Origin of the sequence: Micromonospora citrea, assembly GCF_049629545.1 — a bacterium.
GTDB lineage: Bacteria > Actinomycetota > Actinomycetes > Mycobacteriales > Micromonosporaceae > Micromonospora > Micromonospora citrea_A.
In genome coordinates this window covers 30,843-54,694 of the sequence record NZ_JBNADX010000004.1, presented here as the reverse complement: position 1 = coordinate 54,694, position 23,852 = coordinate 30,843, and the positions used below count along the sequence as shown (strand labels likewise).

19 protein-coding genes, 1 tRNA gene and 2 pseudogenes are annotated in these 23,852 nt (G+C 72.2%); 9 read left to right on the top strand and 13 right to left on the bottom strand.

Going from position 1 to position 23,852, the window contains the following annotated elements:
• Positions 1 to 22 precede the first annotated feature (22 nt).
• Positions 23 to 520 carry an SRPBCC family protein gene (locus ACPFP2_RS06410; RefSeq protein WP_363869509.1) on the bottom strand — a complete coding sequence of 166 codons (498 nt, stop codon included), beginning with the start codon at positions 518 to 520 and terminating at the stop codon, positions 23 to 25.
• Positions 517 to 1,101 (bottom strand): DivIVA domain-containing protein, encoded by a 585-nt coding sequence (locus ACPFP2_RS06405; protein WP_424087063.1) that lies wholly within the window; start codon positions 1,099 to 1,101, stop codon positions 517 to 519. Before ACPFP2_RS06405 ends, ACPFP2_RS06410 begins: the two co-directional genes overlap by 4 nt.
• Positions 1,102 to 1,290: 189 nt before the next feature.
• Here ACPFP2_RS06405 and folP point away from each other — a divergent pair, with 189 nt between their 5' ends.
• A complete protein-coding gene (gene folP, locus ACPFP2_RS06400) occupies positions 1,291 to 2,160 on the top strand; it encodes a dihydropteroate synthase (RefSeq protein WP_424087061.1) in 870 nt (289 codons plus the stop codon).
• Between the two features lie 20 nt (positions 2,161 to 2,180).
• Here the strand turns inward: folP and ndhC are convergent, their stop codons facing one another.
• Complete coding sequence (gene ndhC / locus ACPFP2_RS06395) at positions 2,181 to 2,558, bottom strand: NADH-quinone oxidoreductase subunit A (RefSeq protein WP_424087059.1); 378 nt, start codon at positions 2,556 to 2,558, stop codon at positions 2,181 to 2,183.
• A gap of 145 nt (positions 2,559 to 2,703) precedes the next feature.
• On the opposite strand from ndhC, the gene ACPFP2_RS06390 reads away from it, so the two are divergent.
• The 3 genes from ACPFP2_RS06390 to ACPFP2_RS06380 all read left to right on the top strand — a co-directional run bounded on the left by ACPFP2_RS06390 (position 2,704) and on the right by ACPFP2_RS06380 (position 7,294).
• Entirely contained in the window at positions 2,704 to 4,128 is a 1,425-nt protein-coding gene (locus ACPFP2_RS06390) for a hypothetical protein (RefSeq protein WP_424087057.1), read from the top strand.
• 291 nt (positions 4,129 to 4,419) lie between these two features.
• Positions 4,420 to 6,267, top strand: coding sequence for a 2-oxoacid:acceptor oxidoreductase subunit alpha (locus ACPFP2_RS06385; RefSeq protein ID WP_424087055.1), 1,848 nt, complete (start codon positions 4,420 to 4,422; stop codon positions 6,265 to 6,267).
• On the top strand, positions 6,260 to 7,294 hold the full coding sequence (locus ACPFP2_RS06380) for a 2-oxoacid:ferredoxin oxidoreductase subunit beta (RefSeq protein WP_424087053.1): 1,035 nt from the start codon (positions 6,260 to 6,262) through the stop codon (positions 7,292 to 7,294). Before ACPFP2_RS06385 ends, ACPFP2_RS06380 begins: the two co-directional genes overlap by 8 nt.
• A 60-nt stretch (positions 7,295 to 7,354) precedes the next feature.
• Here ACPFP2_RS06380 and ACPFP2_RS06375 read toward each other — a convergent pair whose 3' ends face one another.
• On the bottom strand, positions 7,355 to 8,371 hold the full coding sequence (locus tag ACPFP2_RS06375; RefSeq protein WP_424087051.1) for a potassium channel family protein: 1,017 nt from the start codon (positions 8,369 to 8,371) through the stop codon (positions 7,355 to 7,357).
• 158 nt (positions 8,372 to 8,529) lie between these two features.
• On the opposite strand from ACPFP2_RS06375, the gene ACPFP2_RS06370 reads away from it, so the two are divergent.
• Positions 8,530 to 9,174, top strand: a complete 645-nt coding sequence (locus ACPFP2_RS06370; protein WP_424087049.1) for a helix-turn-helix domain-containing protein — start codon at positions 8,530 to 8,532, stop codon at positions 9,172 to 9,174.
• Positions 9,175 to 9,312: 138 nt separating this feature from the next.
• Positions 9,313 to 9,909, top strand: coding sequence for an ATP-dependent Clp protease proteolytic subunit (locus ACPFP2_RS06365; protein ID WP_424087047.1), 597 nt, complete (start codon positions 9,313 to 9,315; stop codon positions 9,907 to 9,909).
• A gap of 429 nt (positions 9,910 to 10,338) precedes the next feature.
• Here the strand turns inward: ACPFP2_RS06365 and ACPFP2_RS06360 are convergent, their stop codons facing one another.
• On the bottom strand, positions 10,339 to 12,114 hold the full coding sequence (locus tag ACPFP2_RS06360; protein WP_424087045.1) for an adenylyl cyclase: 1,776 nt from the start codon (positions 12,112 to 12,114) through the stop codon (positions 10,339 to 10,341).
• A 186-nt stretch (positions 12,115 to 12,300) separates the two neighbouring features.
• On the opposite strand from ACPFP2_RS06360, the gene ACPFP2_RS06355 reads away from it, so the two are divergent.
• Both ACPFP2_RS06355 and ACPFP2_RS06350 read left to right on the top strand, forming a co-directional pair.
• The gene (locus tag ACPFP2_RS06355; protein ID WP_424087043.1) at positions 12,301 to 12,618 is read left to right on the top strand and encodes an ArsR/SmtB family transcription factor; all 318 of its coding nucleotides are present in this window, start codon (positions 12,301 to 12,303) and stop codon (positions 12,616 to 12,618) included.
• On the top strand, positions 12,615 to 13,088 hold the full coding sequence (locus ACPFP2_RS06350) for an SRPBCC domain-containing protein (protein ID WP_424087041.1): 474 nt from the start codon (positions 12,615 to 12,617) through the stop codon (positions 13,086 to 13,088). The genes ACPFP2_RS06355 and ACPFP2_RS06350 overlap by 4 nt, the downstream gene beginning before the upstream one ends.
• Positions 13,089 to 13,156: 68 nt before the next feature.
• Here ACPFP2_RS06350 and ACPFP2_RS06345 read toward each other — a convergent pair whose 3' ends face one another.
• From ACPFP2_RS06345 to ACPFP2_RS06335, 3 genes are all read right to left on the bottom strand, one after another.
• Entirely contained in the window at positions 13,157 to 16,972 is a 3,816-nt protein-coding gene (locus tag ACPFP2_RS06345) for a carbohydrate binding domain-containing protein (RefSeq protein ID WP_424087039.1), read from the bottom strand.
• 393 nt (positions 16,973 to 17,365) lie between these two features.
• Entirely contained in the window at positions 17,366 to 18,091 is a 726-nt protein-coding gene (locus ACPFP2_RS06340; RefSeq protein ID WP_424087037.1) for a poly-gamma-glutamate hydrolase family protein, read from the bottom strand.
• A gap of 100 nt (positions 18,092 to 18,191) precedes the next feature.
• Positions 18,192 to 20,069 (bottom strand): glycoside hydrolase family 3 protein, encoded by a 1,878-nt coding sequence (locus tag ACPFP2_RS06335; RefSeq protein ID WP_424087035.1) that lies wholly within the window; start codon positions 20,067 to 20,069, stop codon positions 18,192 to 18,194.
• Positions 20,070 to 20,270: 201 nt separating this feature from the next.
• Here ACPFP2_RS06335 and ACPFP2_RS06330 point away from each other — a divergent pair, with 201 nt between their 5' ends.
• Positions 20,271 to 20,960 carry an AAA family ATPase gene (locus ACPFP2_RS06330; RefSeq protein WP_424087033.1) on the top strand — a complete coding sequence of 230 codons (690 nt, stop codon included), beginning with the start codon at positions 20,271 to 20,273 and terminating at the stop codon, positions 20,958 to 20,960.
• Positions 20,961 to 21,096: 136 nt separating this feature from the next.
• Here the strand turns inward: ACPFP2_RS06330 and ACPFP2_RS06325 are convergent.
• The 5 genes and pseudogenes from ACPFP2_RS06325 to ACPFP2_RS06305 form a co-directional block, all read right to left on the bottom strand.
• Positions 21,097 to 21,169, bottom strand: a tRNA-Arg gene (locus ACPFP2_RS06325).
• Between the two features lie 422 nt (positions 21,170 to 21,591).
• Entirely contained in the window at positions 21,592 to 22,050 is a 459-nt protein-coding gene (locus tag ACPFP2_RS06320) for a SitI3 family protein (protein WP_424087031.1), read from the bottom strand.
• A gap of 161 nt (positions 22,051 to 22,211) precedes the next feature.
• Positions 22,212 to 22,662, bottom strand: a pseudogene (locus tag ACPFP2_RS06315) (SitI3 family protein).
• A gap of 122 nt (positions 22,663 to 22,784) precedes the next feature.
• Positions 22,785 to 23,188, bottom strand: a pseudogene (locus ACPFP2_RS06310) (DUF6244 family protein); the annotation flags it as partial.
• Positions 23,189 to 23,285: 97 nt separating this feature from the next.
• Positions 23,286 to 23,816 carry a hypothetical protein gene (locus ACPFP2_RS06305; RefSeq protein ID WP_424087029.1) on the bottom strand — a complete coding sequence of 177 codons (531 nt, stop codon included), beginning with the start codon at positions 23,814 to 23,816 and terminating at the stop codon, positions 23,286 to 23,288.
• Between the last annotated feature and the right edge of the window lie 36 nt (positions 23,817 to 23,852).

The window sequence follows — 23,852 nt, the reverse complement described above, 5'->3', positions numbered from 1 at the left end:
GGGCCCCGACAGCGGGCCGGGGTCAGGGCAGGCGGCCCTGCTCGACCAGTCGGGCGAACCGCTTCAGGGCCAGGGTCAGGCTGGCCTTGGAGCCGGGCCAGAGCAGCGGCCAGGCGACCCGACCGGCCGCCCCGCCGGGCAGGTGGAACCACTCGTGCCAGACCACCTGGGTGCGGTCGCGTGCCAGCGGGGTGCAGCGCAGCACGCCGGGGCCACGCAGCAGCTTCCCGCAGTGGACCACACCGACCTCGTACGGCGCGTCCACCCGGACCACCCGCATCTCGTCCCGGAGCGCGGCCGGTCCGAGCGTGGTGACCGCCTCGACCAGGCTGCCCTCGCCGCCGTCGCCCTCCACCACCCGGACGGTGGTGAGCGGGATCCAGTCGGACTGCCGCTCCCAGTCGGTGAGCGCGGCGAAGACCCGGTCGGCGGGGGCGTCGACGATCACCGTGGCGGTGAACTCACCGGCCCCCTTGCGGGCGGCCTCGCGCAGCCCGTCCGCGCCGTCCGGGCCGGTCACACCGGCTCCGAGCGGACCTTGGCGGTATCCGCCGGATCGGCGTCCCGCCCGTCGGCCGGGTCGGTTCGCCCGGCGGTGGTCGGCTCGGCCACGTCGACCGGGGCCGGTGCGGCGGCGGCGTCGCGCAGGGCCGGCGTCGCGTCACCGGCCGCCGGCTCGTCACCGGCCGGCGTCGGGTCGGTGGTGGCCGGCGTCGGGCCGGTGGGCACGTCGGCGGCGGCGCCGGCGGCCTCCTCGCGGGTCCGGCGCAGCGCGTCGGCGTCGGCCGTGCGGCCCTCGCGCAGCGCGGTGACCTCGGCCTCCAGCACGCCGATCAGCTCGGTCTTGTAGCCGATGTCGTAGGCGGCGCGGCGCATCGCCTGGTCGACCTGGGCCATCCGGTAGCCGCGCAGCGCGGTGTCGAAGCGGACCTCGCCGACGTCCGACTCGCGCAGCGGGCGGGCGCCCGGCAACGGCACCGCCCGGCCGTCCGGCTCCGCCGGGACCAGGCCCGGATCCCGCCCGGAGACCAGCACCGTCACCCCGAACACCACCGCCGCCACGGTCAACGCGACAACCAGTACGAGCAGAACCTGACCCATGGACAGATCGTGGCACGGCGACCGGCCCCCGAGCGACCCCAACCACGCCACCGGTTCCCGATCCCCTGGTCACGCCACCGCACACGCCCCGCGCCCGGCAGCGGCGGCGGCCGCCCCGACGGCCGGCCAGGCGACCGGATAGCGTCGTCAGCGGCCGGGTGGACCCGGCCGGCGAGGTCGGGAGGCGGAATGGCCGGGGCGCTGCGGCTGGGTGGGCGGACGTTCGCACCGGGCGAGCTGGTGGTGATGGCGATCGTCAACCGGACGCCGGACTCGTTCTTCGACCGGGGGGCCACCTTCGCCCAGGACAGCGCGTTGCGCGCGGTGGAACGCGCGGTCGCCGAGGGCGCGGAGATCATCGACATCGGCGGGGTGAAGGCCGGGCCCGGCGACGAGGTCGACGTCGCCGAGGAGATCCGGCGGACGGTGGACACCATCGCCGCCGTGCGGGCCGCCTTCCCCGAGGTGGTCATCTCGATCGACACGTGGCGGGCCGAGGTCGCGGTGGAGGCGGTGGCGGCCGGCGCCGACCTGCTCAACGACACCTGGTCCGGGGCAGACCCGGCGCTCGCCCGGGTCGCCGCACGGACCGGCGCCGGGCTGGTCTGCTCGCACGCCGGCGGCCTCGCGCCGCGTACCCGGCCGCACCGGGCCGCCTTCGACGACGTGGTCGCCGACGTGGTGGCCACGGTGACCGGGCTCGCCGAGCGCGCGGTTGCCCTGGGGGTACGCCCCGACGGCATCCTCATCGACCCGGCGCACGACTTCGGCAAGAACACCCGGCACTCGCTGGAGATCACCCGGCGGCTCGACGAGCTCTCCGGCACCGGCTGGCCACTGCTGGTGGCCCTGTCGAACAAGGACTTCATCGGCGAGACGCTGGACCTGCCGGTGCCGGAGCGGCTGGAGGGCACCCTCGCCGCCACCGCCGTCTCGGCCTGGCTCGGCGCCCAGGTCTTCCGCGCCCACCAGGTCCTGCCGACCCGCCGCGTGCTGGACATGGTCGCCTCGATCCGGGGCGACCGCCCCCCGGCGCTCACCCGCCGCGGCCTCGCCTGATCCGTCCGACGGCGGCCGGGTCAGGTCCAGCGCAGGATGTTCTTCCGCCAGGCGTAGAGGATGCCGAGGGCGACCACGGCCACGAAGACGCCCATCTCGACGACGGTGACCAGGCCGAAGCCCGGGCGGTCGAAGACCAGCGCCCAGGGGAAGAGGAAGACCGCCTCCACCGCGAAGAGCACGTACAGGTACGCGTACACGTAGTAGCGGATCTGCATCTGCGCCCAGTCCCCGCCGACCGGGTCGAGACCGCACTCGTAGCTGGCCCGCTTGCCCCAGGGATCAGCCGTACGGCTGGGACGTAACACCCGGTTGGCCGAGAACGCCGTAACGAAGAAGAGGACGCTGGCGAGCAGCAAGAGCCCGAGCGTCGCGTACGAGCCCAGGTAACCGGTCACGGTGGGTCAGCCTACCGGGCACCGTCCCGCGCCCGCCGGATCAGGACTCGTACCGAATGCGTTACGGACTTGTTTCCCGATGGGACTAGTGCGCTCCGGCAACTTTTAACGAAGATGAAACCTCACCCAGTGTCACGGAGGACAGATGGCCCGCGTGGACGTACGCCCCCCTCGGCGGGCGCTCGCCCGGCGTACCTCATCGCTGCTCGCGGCATCGCTCGCGGCCGGCCTGGCGGTGGCCCTGGCGGTCGCGCCCGAGCTGGCCACCGCAGCTCCGGCGACCACGGTGACCACCCCCGGCACCGGCGAGACCGCCCCCGGCGGTGAGCCGACGGACGACACGAGCACGCCTCCGGTGGAGCCGACGGCGACGGAGCCGGTGCCGACCACCGCGCCCCCGACCCTGCCGCCCGATCCGACCACCCCGGCGCCGGCGCCGACCACCACCGCGCCGACCACCACCCCGCCGGGCGACCCGGCCCCGACGACCGCCGCGCCGACCACCACCCCGCCCCCGCCGGCCGGCGGCAGGCCGGCCCCGCCGAACGCGCCGGCGTCGAGCCAGCCGAACGCCGACGGGCTCGGGGTCCGGGTCACCACCCGGGACCTCACACTGGGCCGCTCCTACTGGAACGCGAAGAGCACCGTGGCCAGCCTGCGGGTCACCGTGGAGAACACCGGCACGGTCGGCGAGCGGGTCCGCCTCGGCTACACCCTGCCCGCCGGGCTGAGCGACGCCGGGACGGCCGGCTGCGTCGCCGCGGGCGGCGGGAGCTGGGGCTGCGGTGAGTGGAGCGTCGCGCCGGGCGCGCGCTTCACCAGCCTGATCAAGGTACGCGTCGGCGGCGACGCCTGGCGGAGGATGCCGCTGAGCGGCTCGGTCCGGGTGACCGCCACCGGGCCCGGCACGAGCGGCGCCGTCGAGGACAACGAGGGCTTCGCGGTCCTCTTCCCGCCCGGCCCGCCGGTGCCCGGGATGCTGCTCGACGCCGACGAGGTGGCCTTCGACATCACCGGAGGCGCGACCGAGCTGGCCGTCCGGCTGGGCAACACCGGCGGGGTGGACGCCACCGGGCGGGTCGAGGTGGTCCTGCCGTCCGGGGTCAGCGTGCAGAGTCCCCCGCCGTACTGCGCCGTGGCGTCGCCGACGCGTACCCGCTGCGACCTGGGCATGCTGCCGACGGGCCGGACGCAGACCCTGCGGCTGCCGGTGGTCGCCACCCCGCAGGCCCAGCGCGAGGCGCCACTGGCCGGCGCGGTGATCGGCGAGCTCGACCCGCGCAGCGGTCGTACCCGGCAGATGCAGATGAGCTTCCGGATCGTCGCGGCGGCGGCGCTGGCCACCCCGCCGGCGAGCACCCCCACACCGACCGGTTCGCAGGGCGTGCTCGCCGCGGCCGGCCGGAACGCGGACACCGGCGGGATGAATTCGGTGCAGCGGATCGCGGTCGCCCTGATCGCGGTCTCGGTGCTGCTGGTCGTCCTGGCGCTCGCGCTGGCCACCACTTCGCTGCGGCGGCGGATGGGCGGACCGGCGCCGGACCCGACCGCGAATCCGGCAGCGGACTGAGCCGACCCCGCCGGAACTGTCACCAGCCGGTGATATGGATTACGGCGGCGGTCATGAAACGGCACAAATAAGGAAAAAAATCCGCCGAATCCATTCCCATTCGTCGGACCTCCACCAAGGTTGCCCTAACGGCTCGACGTAGGCTCTGGGGTGAGAAACGACAGCGGGCCGGACCAGCCACGGGCGGATCGGCGCAGCGGCGCGTCAAGGAGGTCACGTGGCGGGGCAAGGCCGGGTCACCATCAGGTTCAGCCGCCCGCGCGACGGGGCTGAGCGAAGCGAGGTGCAGGCGTGACCAAGCAGATCCGTCAACTGGACCGGGTGGTCATCCGGTTCGCCGGCGACTCCGGCGACGGCATGCAGTTGACCGGCGACCGGTTCACCTCCGAGACGGCGCAGCTGGGCAACGACATCTCCACGTTGCCCAACTTCCCGGCCGAGATCCGGGCGCCCGCCGGCACGCTGCCCGGCGTGTCGAGCTTCCAGGTGCACTTCGCCGACTACGACATCCTCACCCCGGGCGACGCCCCGAACGTCCTGGTGGCGATGAACCCGGCGGCGCTCAAGGCCAACCTGGCCGACCTGCCGCGCGGCGCGGACATCATCGTCAACACCGACGAGTTCAACCGGCGCAACCTGGCCAAGGTCGGCTACACGACCAGCCCGCTGGACGACGACTCGCTCGCCGGCTACGTGGTGCACCCGGTCGCGCTGACGTCGATGACCGTCGGCGCGCTGGCCGAGCACGAGGTGTCCAAGAAGGACGCCGAGCGGGCCAAGAACATGTTCGCCCTCGGCCTGCTCTCCTGGATGTACTCCCGGCCGTACGAGTCGACGCTGCGGTTCCTGGAGCGCAAGTTCGCCGCCCGGCCCGAGCTGGTCGCGGCGAACGTGGCCGCCTTCCGGGCCGGCTGGAACTTCGGCGAGACCACCGACTCCTTCTCCGTCCGGTACGAGGTGAAGCCGGCGAAGATGCTGCCGGGCACCTACCGGAACATCACCGGCAACGCGGCGCTCTCGCTCGGCCTGGTGGCCGCCGGGGTCCGCTCCGGACTGCCGGTGTTCCTCGGGGCGTACCCGATCACCCCGGCGTCGGACATCCTGCACGAGCTGAGCAAGCACAAGCGGCTCGGCGTGGTCACCATGCAGGCCGAGGACGAGATCGCCGCGGTCGGCGCCGCGCTGGGCGCCTCGTACGGCGGCGCGCTCGGCGTGACCACCACCAGCGGCCCCGGCGTGGCCCTCAAGAGCGAGACGATCTCGCTGGCCGTCGCGCTGGAGCTGCCGCTGGTCATCGTGGACGTGCAGCGGGCCGGGCCGTCCACCGGCATGCCCACCAAGACCGAGCAGGCCGACCTCAACATGGCGCTGTACGGCCGGCACGGCGAGGCCCCGGTCGCGGTGATCGCGCCCAAGTCGCCGTCCGACTGCTTCCACGCGGCGCTGGAGGCGGCCCGGATCGCGCTGACCTACCGCACCCCGGTGATCCTGCTGTCGGACAACTACGTCGCCAACGGCTCCGAGCCGTGGCTGCTGCCCGACGTGGAGTCCCTGCCCGACCTGCGGGTGGAGTTCGCCAGCGCGCCGAACGGCGAGGACGGCACCACCTTCCTGCCGTACCTGCGGGACCCGGAGACGCTGGCCCGGCCGTGGGCCGTCCCGGGCACCCCGGGGCTGGAGCACCGGATCGGCGGCCTGGAGAAGGCCGACAAGACCGGCGACATCTCGTACGACCCGGCGAACCACGACTTCATGGTGCGGACCCGGGCCGCCCGGATCGAGACCATCGGAGTGCCGGACGTCGAGGTGGACGACCCGGACGGCGACGCCCGGGTGCTGGTGCTCGGCTGGGGCTCGACGTACGGCCCGATCGGCGCGGCCTGCCGTGGCCTGCGCCAGCGCGGGCTCTCCGTCGCCCAGGCCCACCTGCGGCACCTGGCCCCGATGCCGGCCAACCTCGGTGAGGTGCTGCGCTCGTACGAACGGGTGGTCATCCCCGAGATGAACCTCGGCCAGCTCGCCCACGTGATCCGGGCGACGTACCTGGTCGACGCCATCGGCTACAACCAGGTCCGCGGCCTGCCCTTCACCGCCGCCGAGCTGGAGACGATGCTGGAAGAGGTCCTGAAGAATGTCTGAGCCCGTCGCCCTCAAGCTCACCGCGAAGGACTTCAAGTCCGACCAGGAGGTGCGCTGGTGCCCCGGCTGCGGCGACTACGCCATCCTGGCCGCCGTCCAGGGGTTCATGCCGGAGCTGAACATCCCCCGGGAGAACATTGTCTTCGTCTCGGGCATCGGCTGCTCGTCCCGCTTCCCGTACTACATGAACACCTACGGGATGCACTCGATCCACGGCCGCGCCCCGGCGATCGCCACCGGCCTGTCGGTGTCCCGGCCGGACCTGTCGGTCTGGGTGGTCACCGGTGACGGCGACGCGCTCTCCATCGGCGGCAACCACCTGATCCACGCGCTGCGTCGCAACGTCAACCTCAAGATCCTGCTCTTCAACAACCGGATCTACGGCCTGACCAAGGGGCAGTACTCGCCCACCTCCGAGGTCGGCAAGATCACCAAGTCGACCCCGCTCGGTTCGGCGGACGCCCCGTTCAACCCGCTGTCGCTGGCGCTCGGCGCGGAGGCCACCTTCGTCGCCCGCACCATCGACTCCGACCGCAAGCACCTCCAGTCGGTGCTGCGGGCCGCCGCCCAGCATGAGGGCTCGGCGTTCGTGGAGATCTACCAGAACTGCAACATCTTCAACGACGGCGCGTTCGACCAGCTCAAGGAGCCGGCCACCCGGGACGACTTCCTGATCCGGCTGGAGCACGGGCAGCCGATCACCTTCGGCGCCGACGGGCAGTTCTGCGTCGTCCACCCGCCGGGCGGCTTCGGCCTCGAGGTGCGCGAGACCGCGGCCACCCCGGCCGAGGAGATCGTCGTGCACGACACCACGGTGGCCGACCCGGCGTACGCCTTCGCGCTGTCCCGGCTGCCCGGGCTGGACCTGCGCAACACCCCGATCGGGGTGTTCCGCTCGGTCGACCGCCCGTCGTACGACAGCGTCGTGCAGGAGCAGGTCGCCACGGCGAAGGCGAAGGTCACCGAGACGCCGGAGCAGCAGCTCGCCGGCCTGCTGGCCAGCGGCGACACCTGGACCATCCTCTGACCCACCGGCACTGACACGACGGAGGCGGCCACCCCACCGGGTGGCCGCCTCCGTCGTCGGTCAGGGGGTGGCGGTGGCGGACCTGGGCCGGTCGTCGCGCACGTGGACCAGCATGTCGCCGGTCTCGATCACCGCGCCGGCCCTGTCCGCCAGGGTGACCACCTTGCCCCGCCGCACCAGCGCGATCACCAGCGACTCCAGCTCGCGCGGGGACTTGCCCACCTCGTGCCGCTCCGCCGACCGCATCGCCAGCGCCATGCCCTGGCCGGGGGTGAGCAGATCCTCCACCACGTCGATGAGCGGCGGGGCCGAGGTGGAGAGCCCCAGCAGCCGGCCGGCGGTGGCCGAGGAGACGATCACGTGGTGGGCGCCGCTCTGCCGCAGCAGCGGGGCGTTCTCCGCCTCCCTTACCGCGGCGATGATCCGGACCTGGCCGGCGGTGAGCTGCCGGGCGGTGAGCGCCACCAGCACCGAGGCGTCGTCGCTGTCGGTCGCGATGATCACCGCCTTGGCGTTGCGGACGTGCGCCTCTTCCAGCACCGACGAGCGGGTGGCGGACCCCTCGATCGCGACCAGGCCGGCGGAGGTGGCCTGCCGCAGGGCCGTCCCGCTGCGCTCCACCACCACGATCCGGGACTTGTCCAGGCCGTTCTCGAGCAGGGCGGAGACCGCGCTGCGCCCCTTTGTGCCGTAGCCGCAGATGATGACGTGGTCCTTCACGGTCCTCCTCCACCGACCCAGGCGACGGCCGGTCCGGTACTGCTCGGTCAGGACTTCCAGGGTGGTGCCGACCAGGATGATCAGGAAGATCACCCGGGCGGGGGTGATGAACAGGACGTTCACCAGCCGGGCGGAGGGGGTGAACGGCGTGATGTCGCCGTACCCGGTGGTCGAGAGCGACACGACCGCGTAGTAGAAGCAGTCGAGAAGGGTGAGGCCGTCCTCGTTGACGTCGCGGTAGCCGTCCCGCTCCAGGTACACCACCGCGACGACGGCCAGCACCAGACCGAGGGCGGCCGCGAGGCGGATACTCAGCGCGCTGAGCGGGCCCCGCCGCTGCGCGGGAAAGTGGATCACCGTGGGGCCTGCCCCGACCTCGCCGTCGCCTGCACGACCACAACATAGCGGTTGGCCACGGTTCCGCACGTCGGGGTGTCGTACGGGACGGCCGGCCGGGCCGGCAACGGGCATGATGGGAACAGTCCCCGCAACCGCCCTGCCGCGAGGAGGCCCCCATGTCGTTGCTGCGACGGGTTATCGGCGCGGTGCTGCGCCGGGTGCGCCAGCGCCAGGGCCGCACCCTGCGCGAGGTTGCCGAGGCGGCGGGGGTGTCCCTGCCGTACCTGTCGGAGGTGGAGCGCGGCCGCAAGGAGGCCAGCTCCGAGGTGCTGGCCGCGATCTGCCGCGCCCTCGGGATCAGCCTCTCCGACCTGTTGGAGGAGGCGCGCGACGACCTGCGCCGGGTCGAACGGCGGGTCCCCGCCGCTCCCCGGGCCGCGCTCGCCCGGCTGGAGCGGGTGCCGGCCGCCCGTGGCGACGCCGCCGGCCCGCGCCTGCGCGTCGGGTTCCACCCGGACTCCCCGGCACCCGAGCCGCGGGCGGCGACACCGGTGCTCGGCGACCGGCTGTTCCGCCTCGACGCCGCACCGCCGGCGACCGGTGGCCGCCTGCTGCACGTGGGCGGGTCGGCCGTCGGCACGGGCGCGACCGTGCTGGCCACCGGCGGAGTGGTTCCGCACCTCGGTTCGCCGGTCGGCGGGACGGGTCTGCGGGTCCGGCTGTTCGCCTCCGCGCCGGCCGGTCGCCCCGCTGCGCGTACCTCCCGGTTGCTGGCCCGGCGGCGGGCCCGGACGGGCCGGCGGCGGCTGACCGCCCGGTAGGGCGTGCCGGTTCTGCCGTCGGCGGATCTGCCGCCGGCAGAAACGCTGGGGGCCCGACCACCGCCGGGCGCAGGCTGGGGACGTGCCGGTCCCCCGGGCGGATCTCGTCGCCCGCCGGCAGCGCGGAGGGTGGCCACCATGATCGGGTACGACGTGCGGATGCTGGCCGACGGACAGCCGTCCTTCGGTGACCACGTCTTCGAGCGGTTGCTGAAGGAACGGATCATCTTCCTCGGCACGGAGGTCACCGACGCCTCGGCCAACCAGATCTGCGCCCAGATCCTGCTGCTCGCCGCCGAGGACGGCGAGCGGGACATCTACCTCTACATCAACTCGCCGGGCGGCTCGGTGAGCGCGGGAATGGCCGTCTACGACACCATGCGCTACGTACCCAACGACGTGGCCACCCTGGCCCTCGGCTTCGCCGGCTCGATGGGCCAGTTCCTGCTCTGCGCCGGGGCGGCGGGCAAACGGTTCGCGCTCCCCCACTCGCGGATCATGATGCACCAGCCGTCCGGCGGGATGGGCGGCACGGCCGCCGACATCACCATCCAGGCGGAGAACATGCTGCACGTGAAGCGGACCATGCAGGAGCTGATCGCCGAGCACAGCGGCCGCACGCTCGACGAGATCCAGCGCGACTGGGACCGGGACCGCTGGTTCACCGCCGAGCAGGCCCGCGAGTACGGCCTGATCGACCAGGTGCTGACCCACGTCGAGCAGCTCGCCGCCTGACCGTCCCGTCCGGCCGGGGCGGGACGTGACGACGGCCGGCGGGATGGTCCCCCGCCGGCCGTCCCGCGTCCGGGTCAGGGCAGCTCGACGAGCCCGCGCGGGGCCGGTGTCCCGCCGGCACACCACGTCGGTGGCGCAGCGCGGCGAGTCACCGGGACCGGTGGACATCGAGGGCGGCTGCGGCGGACCCGCCCCCTCGATCGCGTCCGTCGGCCGTCCCGGCCAGGGCCGGGACCTGCGTTCCTCGATACCCGCCGAGCCTATGCCGGGGTGCTCCGGCGCGCTCCGGACGCGGGCGCAGCGCTTTTCGATCAATTCTCGTTACATGCGCCGTCGTCGGCCCGGCGCACACCGGTGTCGACGGCCGGCCGGTCCCCTCGCGCGGGCCCCGCGTCCCTGTCCGCCGGGGCGCCGGGCCGGCACGGCCGGTCAGGGGTAGCTGACGACCGGGCTGGTGCCGTACTCGCCGACCACCGGGACGCCGACCTCGTTGATCGTCTTCTCGATGCCGCCGCTGCCGTCGAGGAAGACGGTCACCATGTGGTGGAAGCGCACCCCGTCGCGGCGCGGCGCCTCGATCCCCCGGTCGCAGCGGATGTCGACGCCCTGGTTGAAGTACGAGTAGACGCCGAGCCCCCAGGCCTCGTGCTCGCGTACCCCGTCGGCGACCTTGTACGACGCCCAGCCGCGCCCGGTCGGGCTGCGCCAGGCCGCCTGGCTCGGCGGGTCGTACGGCAGTTCGCTCTGGTAGAAGATCGTCCGGCCGCGCTCGCCGTTCCAGATGGTCTGGTAGCGCTGGTAGTGCTCCACGAAGAGCCCGTACGCGGTCACGTCGTCGCCGTTGACGACGACGCCGGTGTCGGCGGTGTTGGCCGTCCAGCCGATGCCGTTGCCGTGGTCGCCCCGCCAGGCCCAGACGTTGTCGATCAGGGTGTGGCGGCTGTTCACCACCAGGCTGGTCCGGGCCCGGCCGACCCACGGTCCGCCGATGCGGAAGAAGAGGTCGTGCACCGAGATCGGGTCGTCGGCGTGCACGCGGCGGGAGTGACGGTGGCCGATCTCGACCAGCGTCGCCGACTCCTGCTCGCCCGCGTCGACCAGGATGCCGGCGATGCGTACGCCGTCGACGTCGGCGACCCGCAGCGCGGCGTCACCGGTGGTCGGGGCGAGGCTCGGCATGCCCAGGCCGAGGACGACGGTGCCCGGGTGGATCACCCGCAGGGCCCGGTCCAGCCGGTAGACGCCGGGGGTGAGCAGCAGGTGCTTCCCGCGCGCCAGTTCCCGGTTGATCCGCTGGGCGTCGTGCTCCGGCCGGGCGACGAAGAAGGCCCGCAGCGGCAGCGACCGGGTGGCGCCGCCGCCCGACGCCCAACTCGTGCCGACGGTGTCCCGGCGCAGCCCCGGCACGGCGACCCGCCAGCGTCCGGCGGCGTCGACGAAGAGGTACGGCTTCTCCCGGGTCACCGGGCTGGTCGCCAGGGTGGTGTACGGCGGGTCGGGGAAGCCCTGCGCGGGTGCGCCGAGGACGCCGGAGAAGACCTGGTTCCAGACCCCGTTGGTCCAGTCGCCGCCGAGTTCGCTGTCCCGGGTGAGCCACTGCTGCTGGGAGCCGTTGATGGTGATGCCGTCGACCTTCGAGTCGGCGATGAAGCCGCCGCTGGAGTAGCCGCCGTTGCCGGGTTCCAGCCAGAGGATGCCCTTGACGTGCACCCGGCGCATCGGGGACGCCTGCGAGACGGCCCACTGGTTCGACCAGTCGGTGGGGGTGACGGAAAGGTTCTCGGCCGAGCGCCAGAAGTTGGTCAGTGCGGAGATGCCGGCCGGTGAGTTCGGGTCGGGCTGGCCGACGACGCGTACCGCGCCGCGGATGTCGACGTCGTCGGGGTGCTCGCCGAGGCCGGCGACCGTCGTGTAGTAGCCCAGTCGGGCGTCCACGTCGTACCGGCCGGGCTTGAGCAGCACCGCGTACCGGTCGGTGCCCATCTCGTTGCGTTCCTGCCGGGCGAAGAGCCGGTCGACGGTGGACTGGATCTCGGCGGCGGGGGTGCTCGGGTCGTACACGAAGACGTTCGGCCCGAAGTCGGGCTCCGGTTCGTCGTGGCGGGCGGGCGCGGCGGAGGCGGCGGTCGGGACGAGCCCGGCCGCCGCGGTGGCCGCGGCGAGGGTCAGCAGTTGGCGGCGGGACGGGTGGAAGTGGGAGGTCATCGGCCTGCCTGTCGGTGGTGGGCGGCCCCACGGACATCGTGAGAGCGCTCTCTCGGATGACCGTCGGGCGTCCCGGTGGAGGAACAGGGGGATGCCGCCGTTTCTACCGCCTCGACGGCGATCGCGCCAGAGGTCACGCCGCATCGGAGCTTGACGGGAGTATTCGTTAGTCTAGACTTACCGTTCGTGACCCCTTACCAAGGGCGGATGTTGGACGCCCTGGGCGACCCGACCCGACGGTCCATCTTCGAACTCCTCGCCGTCGGCCCCCGCTCCGTCGCCGAGATCGCCGCCGACCTGCCGGTCAGCCGCCCCGCGGTCTCCCAACACCTGAAGGTGCTCAAGGAAGCCCGACTCGTCTCGTCCACCCCGGTGGGCACCCGTCGCGTCTACGCGCTGGACCCGCAGGGCCTGGCGGCCGTACGCGGCTACTTCGACCAGTTCTGGAACCAGGCCCTGGCCGCCTTCGCGCAGGCCGTGGAGAAACCGGAGGAGAAATCATGACAACCGACGTCAGCGAACCGACCGTCGTCCGCAGCAGCATCGAGGTCGTCGCCACGCCCGAGCAGGCCTTCAGCGTCTTCACCGACGGCCTCGACCGCTGGTGGAACCGGCAGCACCACCTGCTGCCCGGCGAACTCAAGCAGGTCGGCGTGGACCCGCACGAGGGCGGGCGGGTCTGGGAGGAGAACGACGCCGGCGAGGTGTGCGTCTGGGGTCGGGTGCTCACCTGGGAGCCGCCCCGCACCTTCGCCTTCTCCTGGCTCATCGGCCCGGACTGGGCGGTGCCCGCACCGGACGCGACCGGCAGCCGGGTCACCGTCACGTTCACCCCGACCGACCGGGGCACCCGCGTCGACCTGGTCCACGACCGGCTCGACGCGCACGGGCCCGGTTGGGAGGGCGTCCGCGCCGGGGTGGGCGGCGAGGGCGGCTGGCCCGGCCTGCTGCGGCGCTACGCGGCCGAGGCCTGAGGCGAAGGCGGCCGGAACGCCCGGGCGGCGTCCCGATCCGGGTCGGACCGGGACACCGCCCAGGTGGGTCAGCCCGCCGCGACCCGCCAGGCCTCGGCGAGCTTCAGCACCGCCCTGGTCGGCTCGCCGACCAGCAACGCGTGCTCCGCGTCGGCGGTCAGCGTGGAGGTCCGCGCGGCCGAGGCGGCCGTGGTCCCCTCCCGCACGATCGCCGCCTGCGCGACGTCCCGGAGCGCCGACACCAGCAGCTCGTGCTGCGCGGCGCCGTCCCGGCCGGTGAGGGCCAGCAGGGCCGAGACCGCTACCAGGTCCTTGACCACCCGGCGCTCGTCGCGCACCGAACCGTCGGCGTGCCAGGAGCCGCCGCCGCGCAGCGACCGGTCCAGCAGGGCCACCGCGGCGCGGATCCGGCCGTCACCCTTCACCGCCGCCAACCCGGCGCGCAGCTCCCGCAGCCGGTCCCGGGTCGGATCGGTACGCAGACCCCAGCCGTACGGGTACAGCGGGTCGTAGCCGGCGTCGCCGACGTTGACCGGCTCCTGCGCCAGCGAACGCGGCCAGGACACCGGCAGCCGGCCGGTGAACGGGCGCCTGCCGAAGAGCACGTCCGCCACGCCGGCGCCCTCGGTGCCGGGCAGCCAGGAGGCCACCACGGCGTCCGCCCCGGCGAGCGCGTCGTCGAGCACGAGCGGGCGGCCCGACACCACCAGCACGACGCAGTCGGCCACCGCCGCGCAGACCTTCCGGACGATGTCCCGCTCGGCGGCGCTCAGCGTCATGGTGAAGCCGTTGTTGCCGACGTCGCCCTGGCCCTCGGCGTACGGTCGCTCGCCGATGACGACGACGGCCCGGTCGTGCCCGGCCAGCGGTGCGGAGGCGTCGGCGCTGAAGGTGACCTCGGCGTCCGGGGCCACCTGCCGGATGCCCTCGACGATGCTGGTGCCGGGGGTGATGTCGCCGTTGCCGCCCTGCCAGGTGATGGTCCAGCCGCCGGACTGCGCGCCGACGTCGTCGGCGTTGCCGCCCGCCACGTAGACCTTGCCGGTGGTGGGCAGCGGCAGCACCCGACCGGTGTGGCGGAGCAGCACCTGGGACTTCGCCGCCGCCTCGCGGGCCACCGCCCGGTGCGCGGGCGAGCCCACGTCGGCGAGGTGGGTCCGGTCGGTGAACGGCTGCTCGAAGAGGCCGAGGTGGAACTTCTGGGTCAGGATCCGACCGACCGCGTCGTCGATCCGGGACATCGGCACCGTCCCGGCCTCGATCTGGCCGAGCAGCGTCTCCTCGAAGCGCTGGTACTCGTTCGGCACCATGATCATGTCCAGGCCGGCGTTGATCGAGGTGCGCACGTCGCTGGCGTAGTCCCCGGGGATCTGGTCGATCGCGGCGTAGTCGCTGATCAGGAAGCCGTCGAAGCCGATCTTCTGCTTGAGGACGTCGGTGAGCAGTTCCTTGTGGGCGTGCATCTTGACCGGGTTGCCCACCCCGTCGTCGGTGAAGTCGACGCTGGAGTACGAGGGCATGATCGTCCCCGCGTGGTGCCTGCGCACCGCCGGCACGTACGGCCCCAGGTGGACCCGGTCGAACTCGGCCCGGCTCATCGTGGTGACGCCCTGGTCGATCCGGTACCCCCCGCTGCCCGGCTGGTACGTGGTCCCGCCGTCGCCGGCGAAGTGCTTCACCGAGGCGAGCACCCGGTCGGCGTCCTTGCGGTCGGCCAGCGAGCGGCCCTGGAGCCCGTCGATCACCGTCTCGTTGGCGACCACCAGCGCCGGGTCCTCCCCGAAGGACTCGTAGGTGCGCCCCCACCGGTCGTCGCGGGCCACGCAGACACAGGGCGCGAACGCCCACTGCGGCCCGGTCGCCCGGGTCTCCTTCGCGGTGACGTGCCCGGCCCGCTCGACCAGGCCCGGGTCACGGGCCGCGCCGAGCCCGATGTTGTGCGGGAAGATCGTGGCGCCTCTGAGGTTGCCGTGCCCGTGCACCGAGTCGACGCCGTAGACCAGCGGGATCTGCAACCGGGTCTGCAGCGCGCGGGTCTGGTAGCCGTCGACCATGTCCGCCCAGGACGCCGGGGTGTTCGGGTCGGGCACCGAGCCGCCACCGGAGAGCAGCGAGCCGAGCCGCCAGGTGGCCGGGTCGTCCGGGGCGTCGAGGGCGTTCCGCTCGGCCTGGGTCATCTGGCCGACCTTCTCCTCCACCGACATCCGCCCGAGCAGGTCGGCGACCCGCTCACGGACCGGCCGGGACGGGTCCAGGTACGGCAGGCCGTGCGCGTTCACCACGATGTTCGGCAGGTCCTCGGGGACGGCGACGCCGCTCCCGGAGAGCGTCAGCGGGATGTTCTCCGCCGTCTCGGCCCGGTCGTCGGGGCGCGTGGACACGGTGATCTGCCGGGTGGCCCCGGACGCGGTGCCGGCGGGGAAGACGAACTCCCCCTCGACCGGCTCGTAGTCCTCGCCGAGGGTGGCGGAGCCGCTGCCGGTGGCGTACCGGAGGGTCACGTCGCGCTCCAGCGGCGTGCCACCGGTGGTGGTGAGCCGGAGCGTCACGGTGGCCGACCCACCCTCGTCGAGCAGGCTGACCGCCGGGGTGGCGTCCACCCGCACGGTCGGCTTCACCTCGGGTACGCCGTACACCTGGACGTCGTCGATGCGGAAGGTGTCGGCGTAGCCGGAGCGGGGCTGCATGGCGTAGCCCCACATCCGGTCGAGGTCCAACTCCTTGTTGATGCCGCCGACGGGCTGATAGTCGGTCCGGTACGCGAACCGGGAGAAGGGGATCTCGACCAACCGCCAGCCGACCCAGTCCTCGGTGAAGCTGGTGGTCCAGAGTTCGCTGTGGTCGGCGTCCGCCCCGCCGTCCTTGATCTCCAGGTCGATCCGGCGCCCGGCCCCGGGCGCGGCCGGCGGCACGGTCAGCGGGCTGAAGTACCAGAACCGGAACCCGCCGAAGCGGCTCCAGTCCTGCGGGTCGGTGTCGAAGCTCAGGTGGTGCGAGAAGCCGGCCCAGCTGGTGGTCGTGTCGACGGCCACGGCCAGGGCGTGGTTGCCGGCGGGCGCACCGTCGCGGGGCGTGTCGACGTAGCTCAGCTTCGGGACGCGGGAGGCGTCGCCGGCGAAGGTGGAGACGCCGGGCTGGCCGGCGGGTGGGTCCAGCGGCGGTCGCGGGACCTCGAAGTCGGCGACCGTCGCCACGTTGGTGAACAGCTCCACCTGGTCGAAGCGCAGCTCACCGGCGCCCTGCGGCAGGTTGACCGCGAACCCCCACATCCGGTCGAGCTGGAGCTCCCGGTCCTTCGGACCGTCCGCCGGCTGGTAGCTGGTCCGCCAGGCGAACTCGGGGAAGGTCGTCCGGACCTGCTTCCAGCCGGTGGAGTCGTCGACGAAGGAGGACTCCCACAGCTCCGACGCCTCGCCGTGCGCGCCGCCGTCCTTGATCTCGAACTGGACGCGCCGGCCGCTGCCGTCACCCTTCACCCAGAACGAGAACCCGTCGTACGCCCGCCAGTCCTGGTGACCGTCCGGGGCGGTGAAGTTGTGGGTGAAGCCGCCCCAGCCGTCGATGTCGTACCGGACGGCGAAGGCGTCGTCGCCCTCGCCCGCGCCCGGCCGGTCGCCGGTCGGGACGGTGGCCACCACGGGCCGCTCGGCGTCGGTGGAGGCGAAGAGCGCGACCTCGGGCGGGATGCCGTCGGAGTAGTCCTCGACGGTCCGCCGGACGCCGGCCGGCGGCGGCTCGGCGGCGACGCCGCGGGCCGTGACGTGGTCCGGCACGGCCTGCGCGACCGTCGGCGTGACCAGTAACGACGCGGGCAGGACGACGGCGAGCAGGGCGGCGGTCCGGGTACGGGAGCCGCCCCGCCTGCGATGAGGGTCGGGATGCACGGTGCCTCCTGTGGTGGGGGTGGGGGTACGCGGGCAGGGTGGATCGACCGCGCGCCGGCGGCTCGCGGCGGGTGGGTGGGCAGGCGGGCCTTCCCCGCCGGTACGAGCGGTGCGTCACGGTAGGGTGACGTGAGAACGCTCTCCGTCGATTGTTGTAAGGGACAACATATTGGCTGACGTCGTTCCGGGGAAGTAACGAAACGGTAACGGAAGGCGACGGGCGTGGATGCCCTGCCCCTCCCGGCCGCCCAGCCGACCCCGCCGGCATGCGGAAGGCGGCTGCCGTACCGGCACGGCAGCCGCCTTCCACCAGGACCACTCAGCAGTGAGCGCCGCCCACCACGGGCTCGCGGGTCCCGCCCACCGCAGGCGCATGCAGGCCGGCAGGGCCGGTCAGGAGTACACGCCCCGTACTGCTTCGACGAACGCATCCCCGAGCTCCGAGGGCGGCTGGTCCTTGATGGGGAACAGCTCCATCCGCAGGGCGTACGTGAGTTCGAGCTGGACCCCGGCGCCGTCGGCGTCCTTGTTGACGAAGTTCTCCGGCAACGTGCCGGCGACATTGCCGGTCGCGGGGTAGACAACGTTGATGCCGTCGATGGCTTCCAGGGCCGTCGCCAGCTGAGCGCCCTTGGCGGCGTCCAGCCCACCGATGTGGACCGTCTTGTCCGAGCCCGCCATGCCGTGGATCGACAGCGCGTGCGTCCGCTGGCGGATCAGGATCAGGCACTCCTCGACGTCCCAGTTCACGCTGGTGACGTGCAGTCTCGGGAAGTTCTGACCGGCGGGCAGCTTGCCCTTGAACTGGCACTGGGTGTGCTCGGGGCCCGCGATCGCGCTCGCGATCTCGCTGGTACGCGGCTCGATCGCGCCACCGTGCGGGGCTACGACGATCAGCGGTGAGTCGGTGACCGTCCAGGTGAGGTCGTATGCCTCCTCCTTCTCGACCTTGCGCAACGCGGTCATCGACGGGTACTCCGCGACGCTGCCCGGAATTGCACCCGCCTCCGGCCGCGGCGACGGCGGCGACGGCCGGCCCAACCCGGCTGCGCCGTAGCCCGCCAGCAGGACGAGTGGGACGGCCAGGGCGCTCGAGATCCACTGTGTACGACTGTTCACGGTTCTCCTGTCGATACTCGGACCCGCAGTATCGAGCAGAATCCCCGCCAGCCGCTGCCCTGCGGCCCGCCCGGTCGGCGTCGCGGGCCACCACCGCCGGTCACCGGCCCGGCTGGCCGGCGGACTCCGATCCGGCCGGTTCCGAGCCCCGGTAGCCGATGCCCGAACCGTAGGGGTAGAGGACCCGCGTGCCGTCCGGCGTACGGATGGTGACCGGGAGACGGCCGGTCGGCTCCGCGCCGACCAGGATGTCGGCCAGGGCGACGAGCGAGACGTCCCGATATCCGTACGCCGCCAGGAAGGTGGGAGCCGACGGGAAGTAGGCGATGTCGTACGGCCCGCCGACGGCGACGGTCACCACCGGGGTGTTCGTCGCCAGCAGCGCCGCCACCAGGTTCTGCTGGTTCACGTCACCCCAGGCGTTGTTGGTCAGCACCACGACCACGTCACTCGCGCCGGCCGCCGCCACCACCTGGCGGATCGTCTGCTGGTCCGGCGACCCGGTCCACATCGGGGTCGCGACCAGCCCCTTGGACGACAGTTGGTTGGCCAGGGACGGCACGGCGTTGACGCCCCAGCCGGTGACCAGCACGTGGCGACCGGAGTTCGCCGGCAACGGCAGCACACCGGCCTGGTTGCGCAGCAGGGTGATCGAGCGACGCGCGGCGTCGGCCATGACCTGTTGGGCGGCAGGCGTGCCGACCGTCGAGTCGACCGCCTCGCTCGTGGTGAACGGATCCTCGAAGAGCCCCAACTCGGCCTTCATCCGCAGGATCCGGTACACCGACTGGTCGATGCGGTGCCGGCTCACGGCGCCGGTGCGTACCGCGTCGATCACCGTGGCGATGGCGGCGGGCGGATCCGTGGGCAGGAGCAACTCGTCGTTGCCGGCCCGGATCGCGCCGAGGATCACCTCCTCCTGCGGGATGCCCGCGAGCGCGTCGGCGCGCAGCGCGTCGGTGACCACCACCCCGTCGTACCTCAGGGTGTCGCGGAGCAGCCCGGTCACGATCGGCCGGGACAGGATGGCCGGCGTCCCGGAGGGATCCAGCGCGGGCACGATCACCGCCGTCGGCATGATCGACTTCACCCCGGCGGCTATCGCCGCCCGGAACGGCGGGATGTGCGTACGCAGGATCTCCTCGCGGGTCTCGTCGACGACCGCGATCCCCGTGTCGGGGTTGGCCTCCGCGTCGCCCAGGCCGGGGAAGTGCTTCGCCGTGGCGGCCACCCCGCTGCCCTGGTACCCGAGGACGGCCGCGGCCCCGAACGCGGAGACCGTCGCGGTCCGGTCGCTGAAGGCACGTGTCCCGTCAGCCGTGTTGCGGGGGTTGGTGTTGACGTCCACCACGGGCGCGTGGTCCATGTTGATGCCCATCGCCCGCAGCTGCCTGCCGGTCACCGCGGCCGTCGAGAACGACACGTCGCGGTCGAACGTCGCCCCGATCGCCATGTTGCCCGGCGAGATCGCCGACGGCGGCGGGATCCGGGTGACGACGCCACCCTCCTGGTCGGTGCTGATCTGCACCGGCACGCCGTGGTCGGCCAACGCCGCCCGTTGCAGCCCGTTGGACAGCAGCGCGATCTGCTGCGGATTGTTCAGGTTGTTGGTGGCATTGAAGTAGATGACGCCGCCGGGGTGGAACCTCGCCAGCAGCTCCGCCCCGTTGCGGACATCGTTGCCGTAGAGCGCCTGGTTGGCCGCCACGTCGGCGGGGTTCGTCGTCGTCGCGGTGTCGCCGTTCACCTGGAGGACGAACATCTGGCCGACCTTCTGCGCCAGGGTCATCCCCGCCATCACCGTACGGATCCGCAGGCCCACCGGGTCGTCCGGAGCCGGACCGCCGTCGGCCCGGTACGCGACAGCCTCCGGAACCGCACCCACCCCGGCCGAGCCACCGGCGAAGAGAACGAGACCGCACGACGCGACGAGCACGACGGGAACCCGCAGCACGGCTCGGGTGATCCGACGGAACATACCGTCCTCCTCCAGCGATCAGTGACCCCGACGGTCGGCGTCCACCTCCACGCACCCTGCCCGGCTGGACATGAATGTGGGGTTTTGTCGCTTTCAAATCACCCGGGAGTGGTGATACCGCCGAGGACGGTCGCCGGTGGCTACGGGGTGTCGAGCAGGTGCCTCCTTACCACGTGCCTGCGGGTCTGCCAGGATCGACGGATGGTGAGGGAGCGGCCGGTGGTGATCGCTGTATGCGGGTGCCCCGGGGCAGGGAAGACCACCATTGCCGCTGCGACGGCTGGCCGCCTCGGCATCCCGTTCCTCACCCGGGACGAGATCAAGGTGGGCCTCGGACTGTCCTCCGCCTCCGTCGCCCACGACGGCCGAGTCCGGCTCGACCGGGACTTCCATGTTGCCGGCGGTCCCGTCAGCCGCCGGGCTGAGGGCGTGATGACGGACGCCGTCCGACTGCTCGCGGCCTCAGGGGTGAGCTTCGTCGTGGAGTCCTCGGTGCTCTCCCACGAGCTGCTGGGTGTGCTGCTCACATGTGGCACCCGAGTGTTGGCTGTTCACGTGGTCGCCCGAGAGGCGGTCATCGGCCGGCGACTCGCCGCTCGGGCCGCCGAAGGCGGAGCCGTCGACCAGCAACTCCTGGCCCTGTTCCAGCGGGGCGAGATGAAACGGTCGATCTTCGAACCGCCAGCGGGCGTCGACGCCGTCGTCGAGATCGACACCTCGGACGACGGGACTCCGGCCGTCGAGACGATCGTGGCAGCAGTCGTCGCCCTGCTCGGCCCGTCGACAACGGGAGGCGACCCGGCACCGAGCGAGCCAGCTACGAAGCGTCGGCCAGAGCTCCCAGGGATCCGACGTCCGGGCCAGTCAGTGGAATCGCTCCGTCGAGGTTGAGAGAACTCTCAAGGTGCGTGGCAGGTCGTCGGACGGCGATGAGCGGCGGCTCCAAGCGGCACATCAGTGCCCGGTGGGCAGATTGACGTGGATCCTTGTCCGCAGGCCGAGGGGTCAGTTGGGTTGATGTTCGAGGTGCCCCCGGCAGGATTCGAACCTGCGACACACGGTTTAGGAAACCGATGCTCTATCCCCTGAGCTACGAGGGCGCGAGGGCCTAGTCTAGCGACCTGGGGGTTCACCTGGGGTGGCAGGGAGTGCCCCACGTTCACCCACGTTCCCCGGACTCGTGTTGTAGCAGCCCAGGAGCACACCCCGAGCACACGGACCCGGTTTGCGACCGGCGGTCGGCCACGGTGACCGCGTTGGCACCGGTTCACCCCGGTTGGCATCCGCTGGAGAGCACACACCGCGCACATCATCGAGGATCATGTGGGGCTGCCCGCTCCCCCGGCTGGGCGCCGCCTCCCACGGGGGATTCCGGCCAGCTCGCCATCAGCCGCGCGGTGGCTGGTCGTCGTTGTCGCGGGTCAGGTCCGTCGGGTCGAGGAAGACGACGTCGACGTCGCCCACGGACGGCGGGTCGAAGCCGCGCCGTCCGTCAGCGGGTCACCCGCGCTCGGCTGGTTCATTAAGTGATGATGAGGTCGCCTGTGCCGTAGTGGCTCCACCAGGTAGGCCGGTGTCTGCGGAGTTCGCCCTCGACGCGGGTCAGCAGGAGCCAGTTGCCGTTCTGGACCAGCGCCGCGTCCTCCTGCCGGGCGGCCAACACCCGGGCCACGGCCTTCATCATGTTCGGGATGCCCTCGTCGACCAGGTCGTCTGCCCGCATGGAGAAGTCGATGTCGACGTACGTCTCCGGCTCCCACTCCCAGCGGGCACCGTCGTCGCCCTCGGCATCGAAATAGCCCTGGCTCCCTGAGGAGACGGTCAGCGCGTACCCGCGGGTGTCGTAGAGGCGGGCACTGAACAGCCGCGGGTTGGTGCCGGTCGGCCTCAGCCTGTCGGCGGTGTCCGCTGCCACGAGATCAAAATGATGTCCCGGGGGAGGGAGGTCGCCCGACAGTGTCAGTCTGAGCTCGACAGCCATCTTGACGTCTCTCCTCAGTCTCGACGAACGATCTGCACGATCGCACCCACTCGGCGTTTACCGACCCGCGCTTCTTCGTGGATACGCGCGATGCTGCTGCAAACGACCTCAGGCACGGCGGGAGCCAGAGCACGCCCTCGCCGCAACGATTCATAGCGGCGTCAGAGGTAACGAATCCTGCCGTATTCCTCGTCGTACCATCCGTCGACGTTATGCGTCTGAGTGGTCCCCGCGACGCGTGTCAACATCAGCACGTCGCCGTTGAAGGTTGGGGCCGCGTCCTCGGCCCTGTCGGTGAGGATTCTGGCCACGGTGGCAAGCATGTGGGGCTTGCCCTTGTCGACCAGGGTGTCCTTGCGCATGTAGAAGCTGACGTCGACGTAGGTCGTCGGCTCCCACTGCCACTGGGAACCATCGTCGTCCTCGGCGCGGTAGTAGCCGTGCCTGCCGCCGGTGATGTCCACGACGTACCCCGTGCTCGTCGTTCAGGTCGGCGCTGAGTCTCCGGCCGCCGGACGTCGTGGGCGTCCCGACCGCTCCGGGAGCGGCCAGCTCCGCCACCTGTTCGAGTGGGATGTCGCCCGCCAGCGTCAGCCGGTACTCGACAGCCATCCGGCCTCCCAGAATCCCCGGTTTCGAGTCGCGCGCCGCCACCTCCTACCTCGTGGGGTCCTGGTGAACCCGGTACCCCTTGCCGGCGACCCTTTCGGCACACTCGTTCTCCAACTCCCCCGTCAGTTTCCCGACGACCCCAACTGCCGGGCCTGCGCGATCGCCGCTTCGACGGCCTGCCGGGCCCCGCCGGTGCGCTGAACGACCAGCACCAGGACCTGCTTGATGCCGTCCAGGGCCTGCAGCAGCGGCCCGGGCTGCCCGCCCTCCAGGACCATGGCAACGAGTTGCTGCGCCTCACCGACTCCGGTGATGGCCACGGTCGCCGCGTCACGAGCGGCGTCCACGGGCTCTGCACGGGCGCCAGCCCGGCGATCGTCTCCTGCGGGGTGGCCTCGTTCGGCACCGCCGCGGCGGCCTTCGTCGCCTCACCGATCGAACCGGCAAGACTTCCCAGGCCGCCCTGGATGCCCGTGATCGCGTTACGCACCTGCGCCACACCCGCCGCCACGGCTCCGAAGCCCGCGTCGCCGAGCAACTGCCGGCCGTGAGTTCGGGTACGTCTCGTTCGCGCGGGGTGAGGGCGCTGATCGTGCCGCGCGCTTCGCTGCAGGACAACAACTTCACGATGACGTGCGGGTCCATGACCGTGCCGCCGGCGGCGACCCGGCGCACGGTGTCGATGAACTGCTCGGTGTTGGTGACCCGGTCCTAGAGCAGTTGCCGATGGCGCCCTGCCCGCCGGCGAGCAACTCGTGGGCGTAGAACTGCTCGACGTACTGGGACAGCACGAGGACGGGAGGCCGGTTCGCTGGCGGCGGGCCTGCAGCACGGCCTGCAGGCCCTCGTCGGTGTAGGTGGGCGGCAACCCACAGCAGCGCCGCCGCCAGGCCCGACGCTCCGAGCATCAGCATCGGCACGACCGCGCCTCCCTCCTCGTCCATGAACAGGAGCATGCCGAGGTTGATCAGGGTGGCCGTAGTCGGACGGGTTACGGGCCGCCAAGGCCTGGCCAGGGGGCCGTTGCTGGTCTTCCACATCTTCGTGGCCTGCCAGGACACCCCTCGCTCGTGCAGGATCCGCCGGATCGTTGCGACTCTGATCGCCGTGACTGAGCCCGACTCGATCAGGTAGTCACGCAGCTTGGCCAGCAACCAGCAGGAGAACGGCTGGCCGAGGGAACGGAGGCC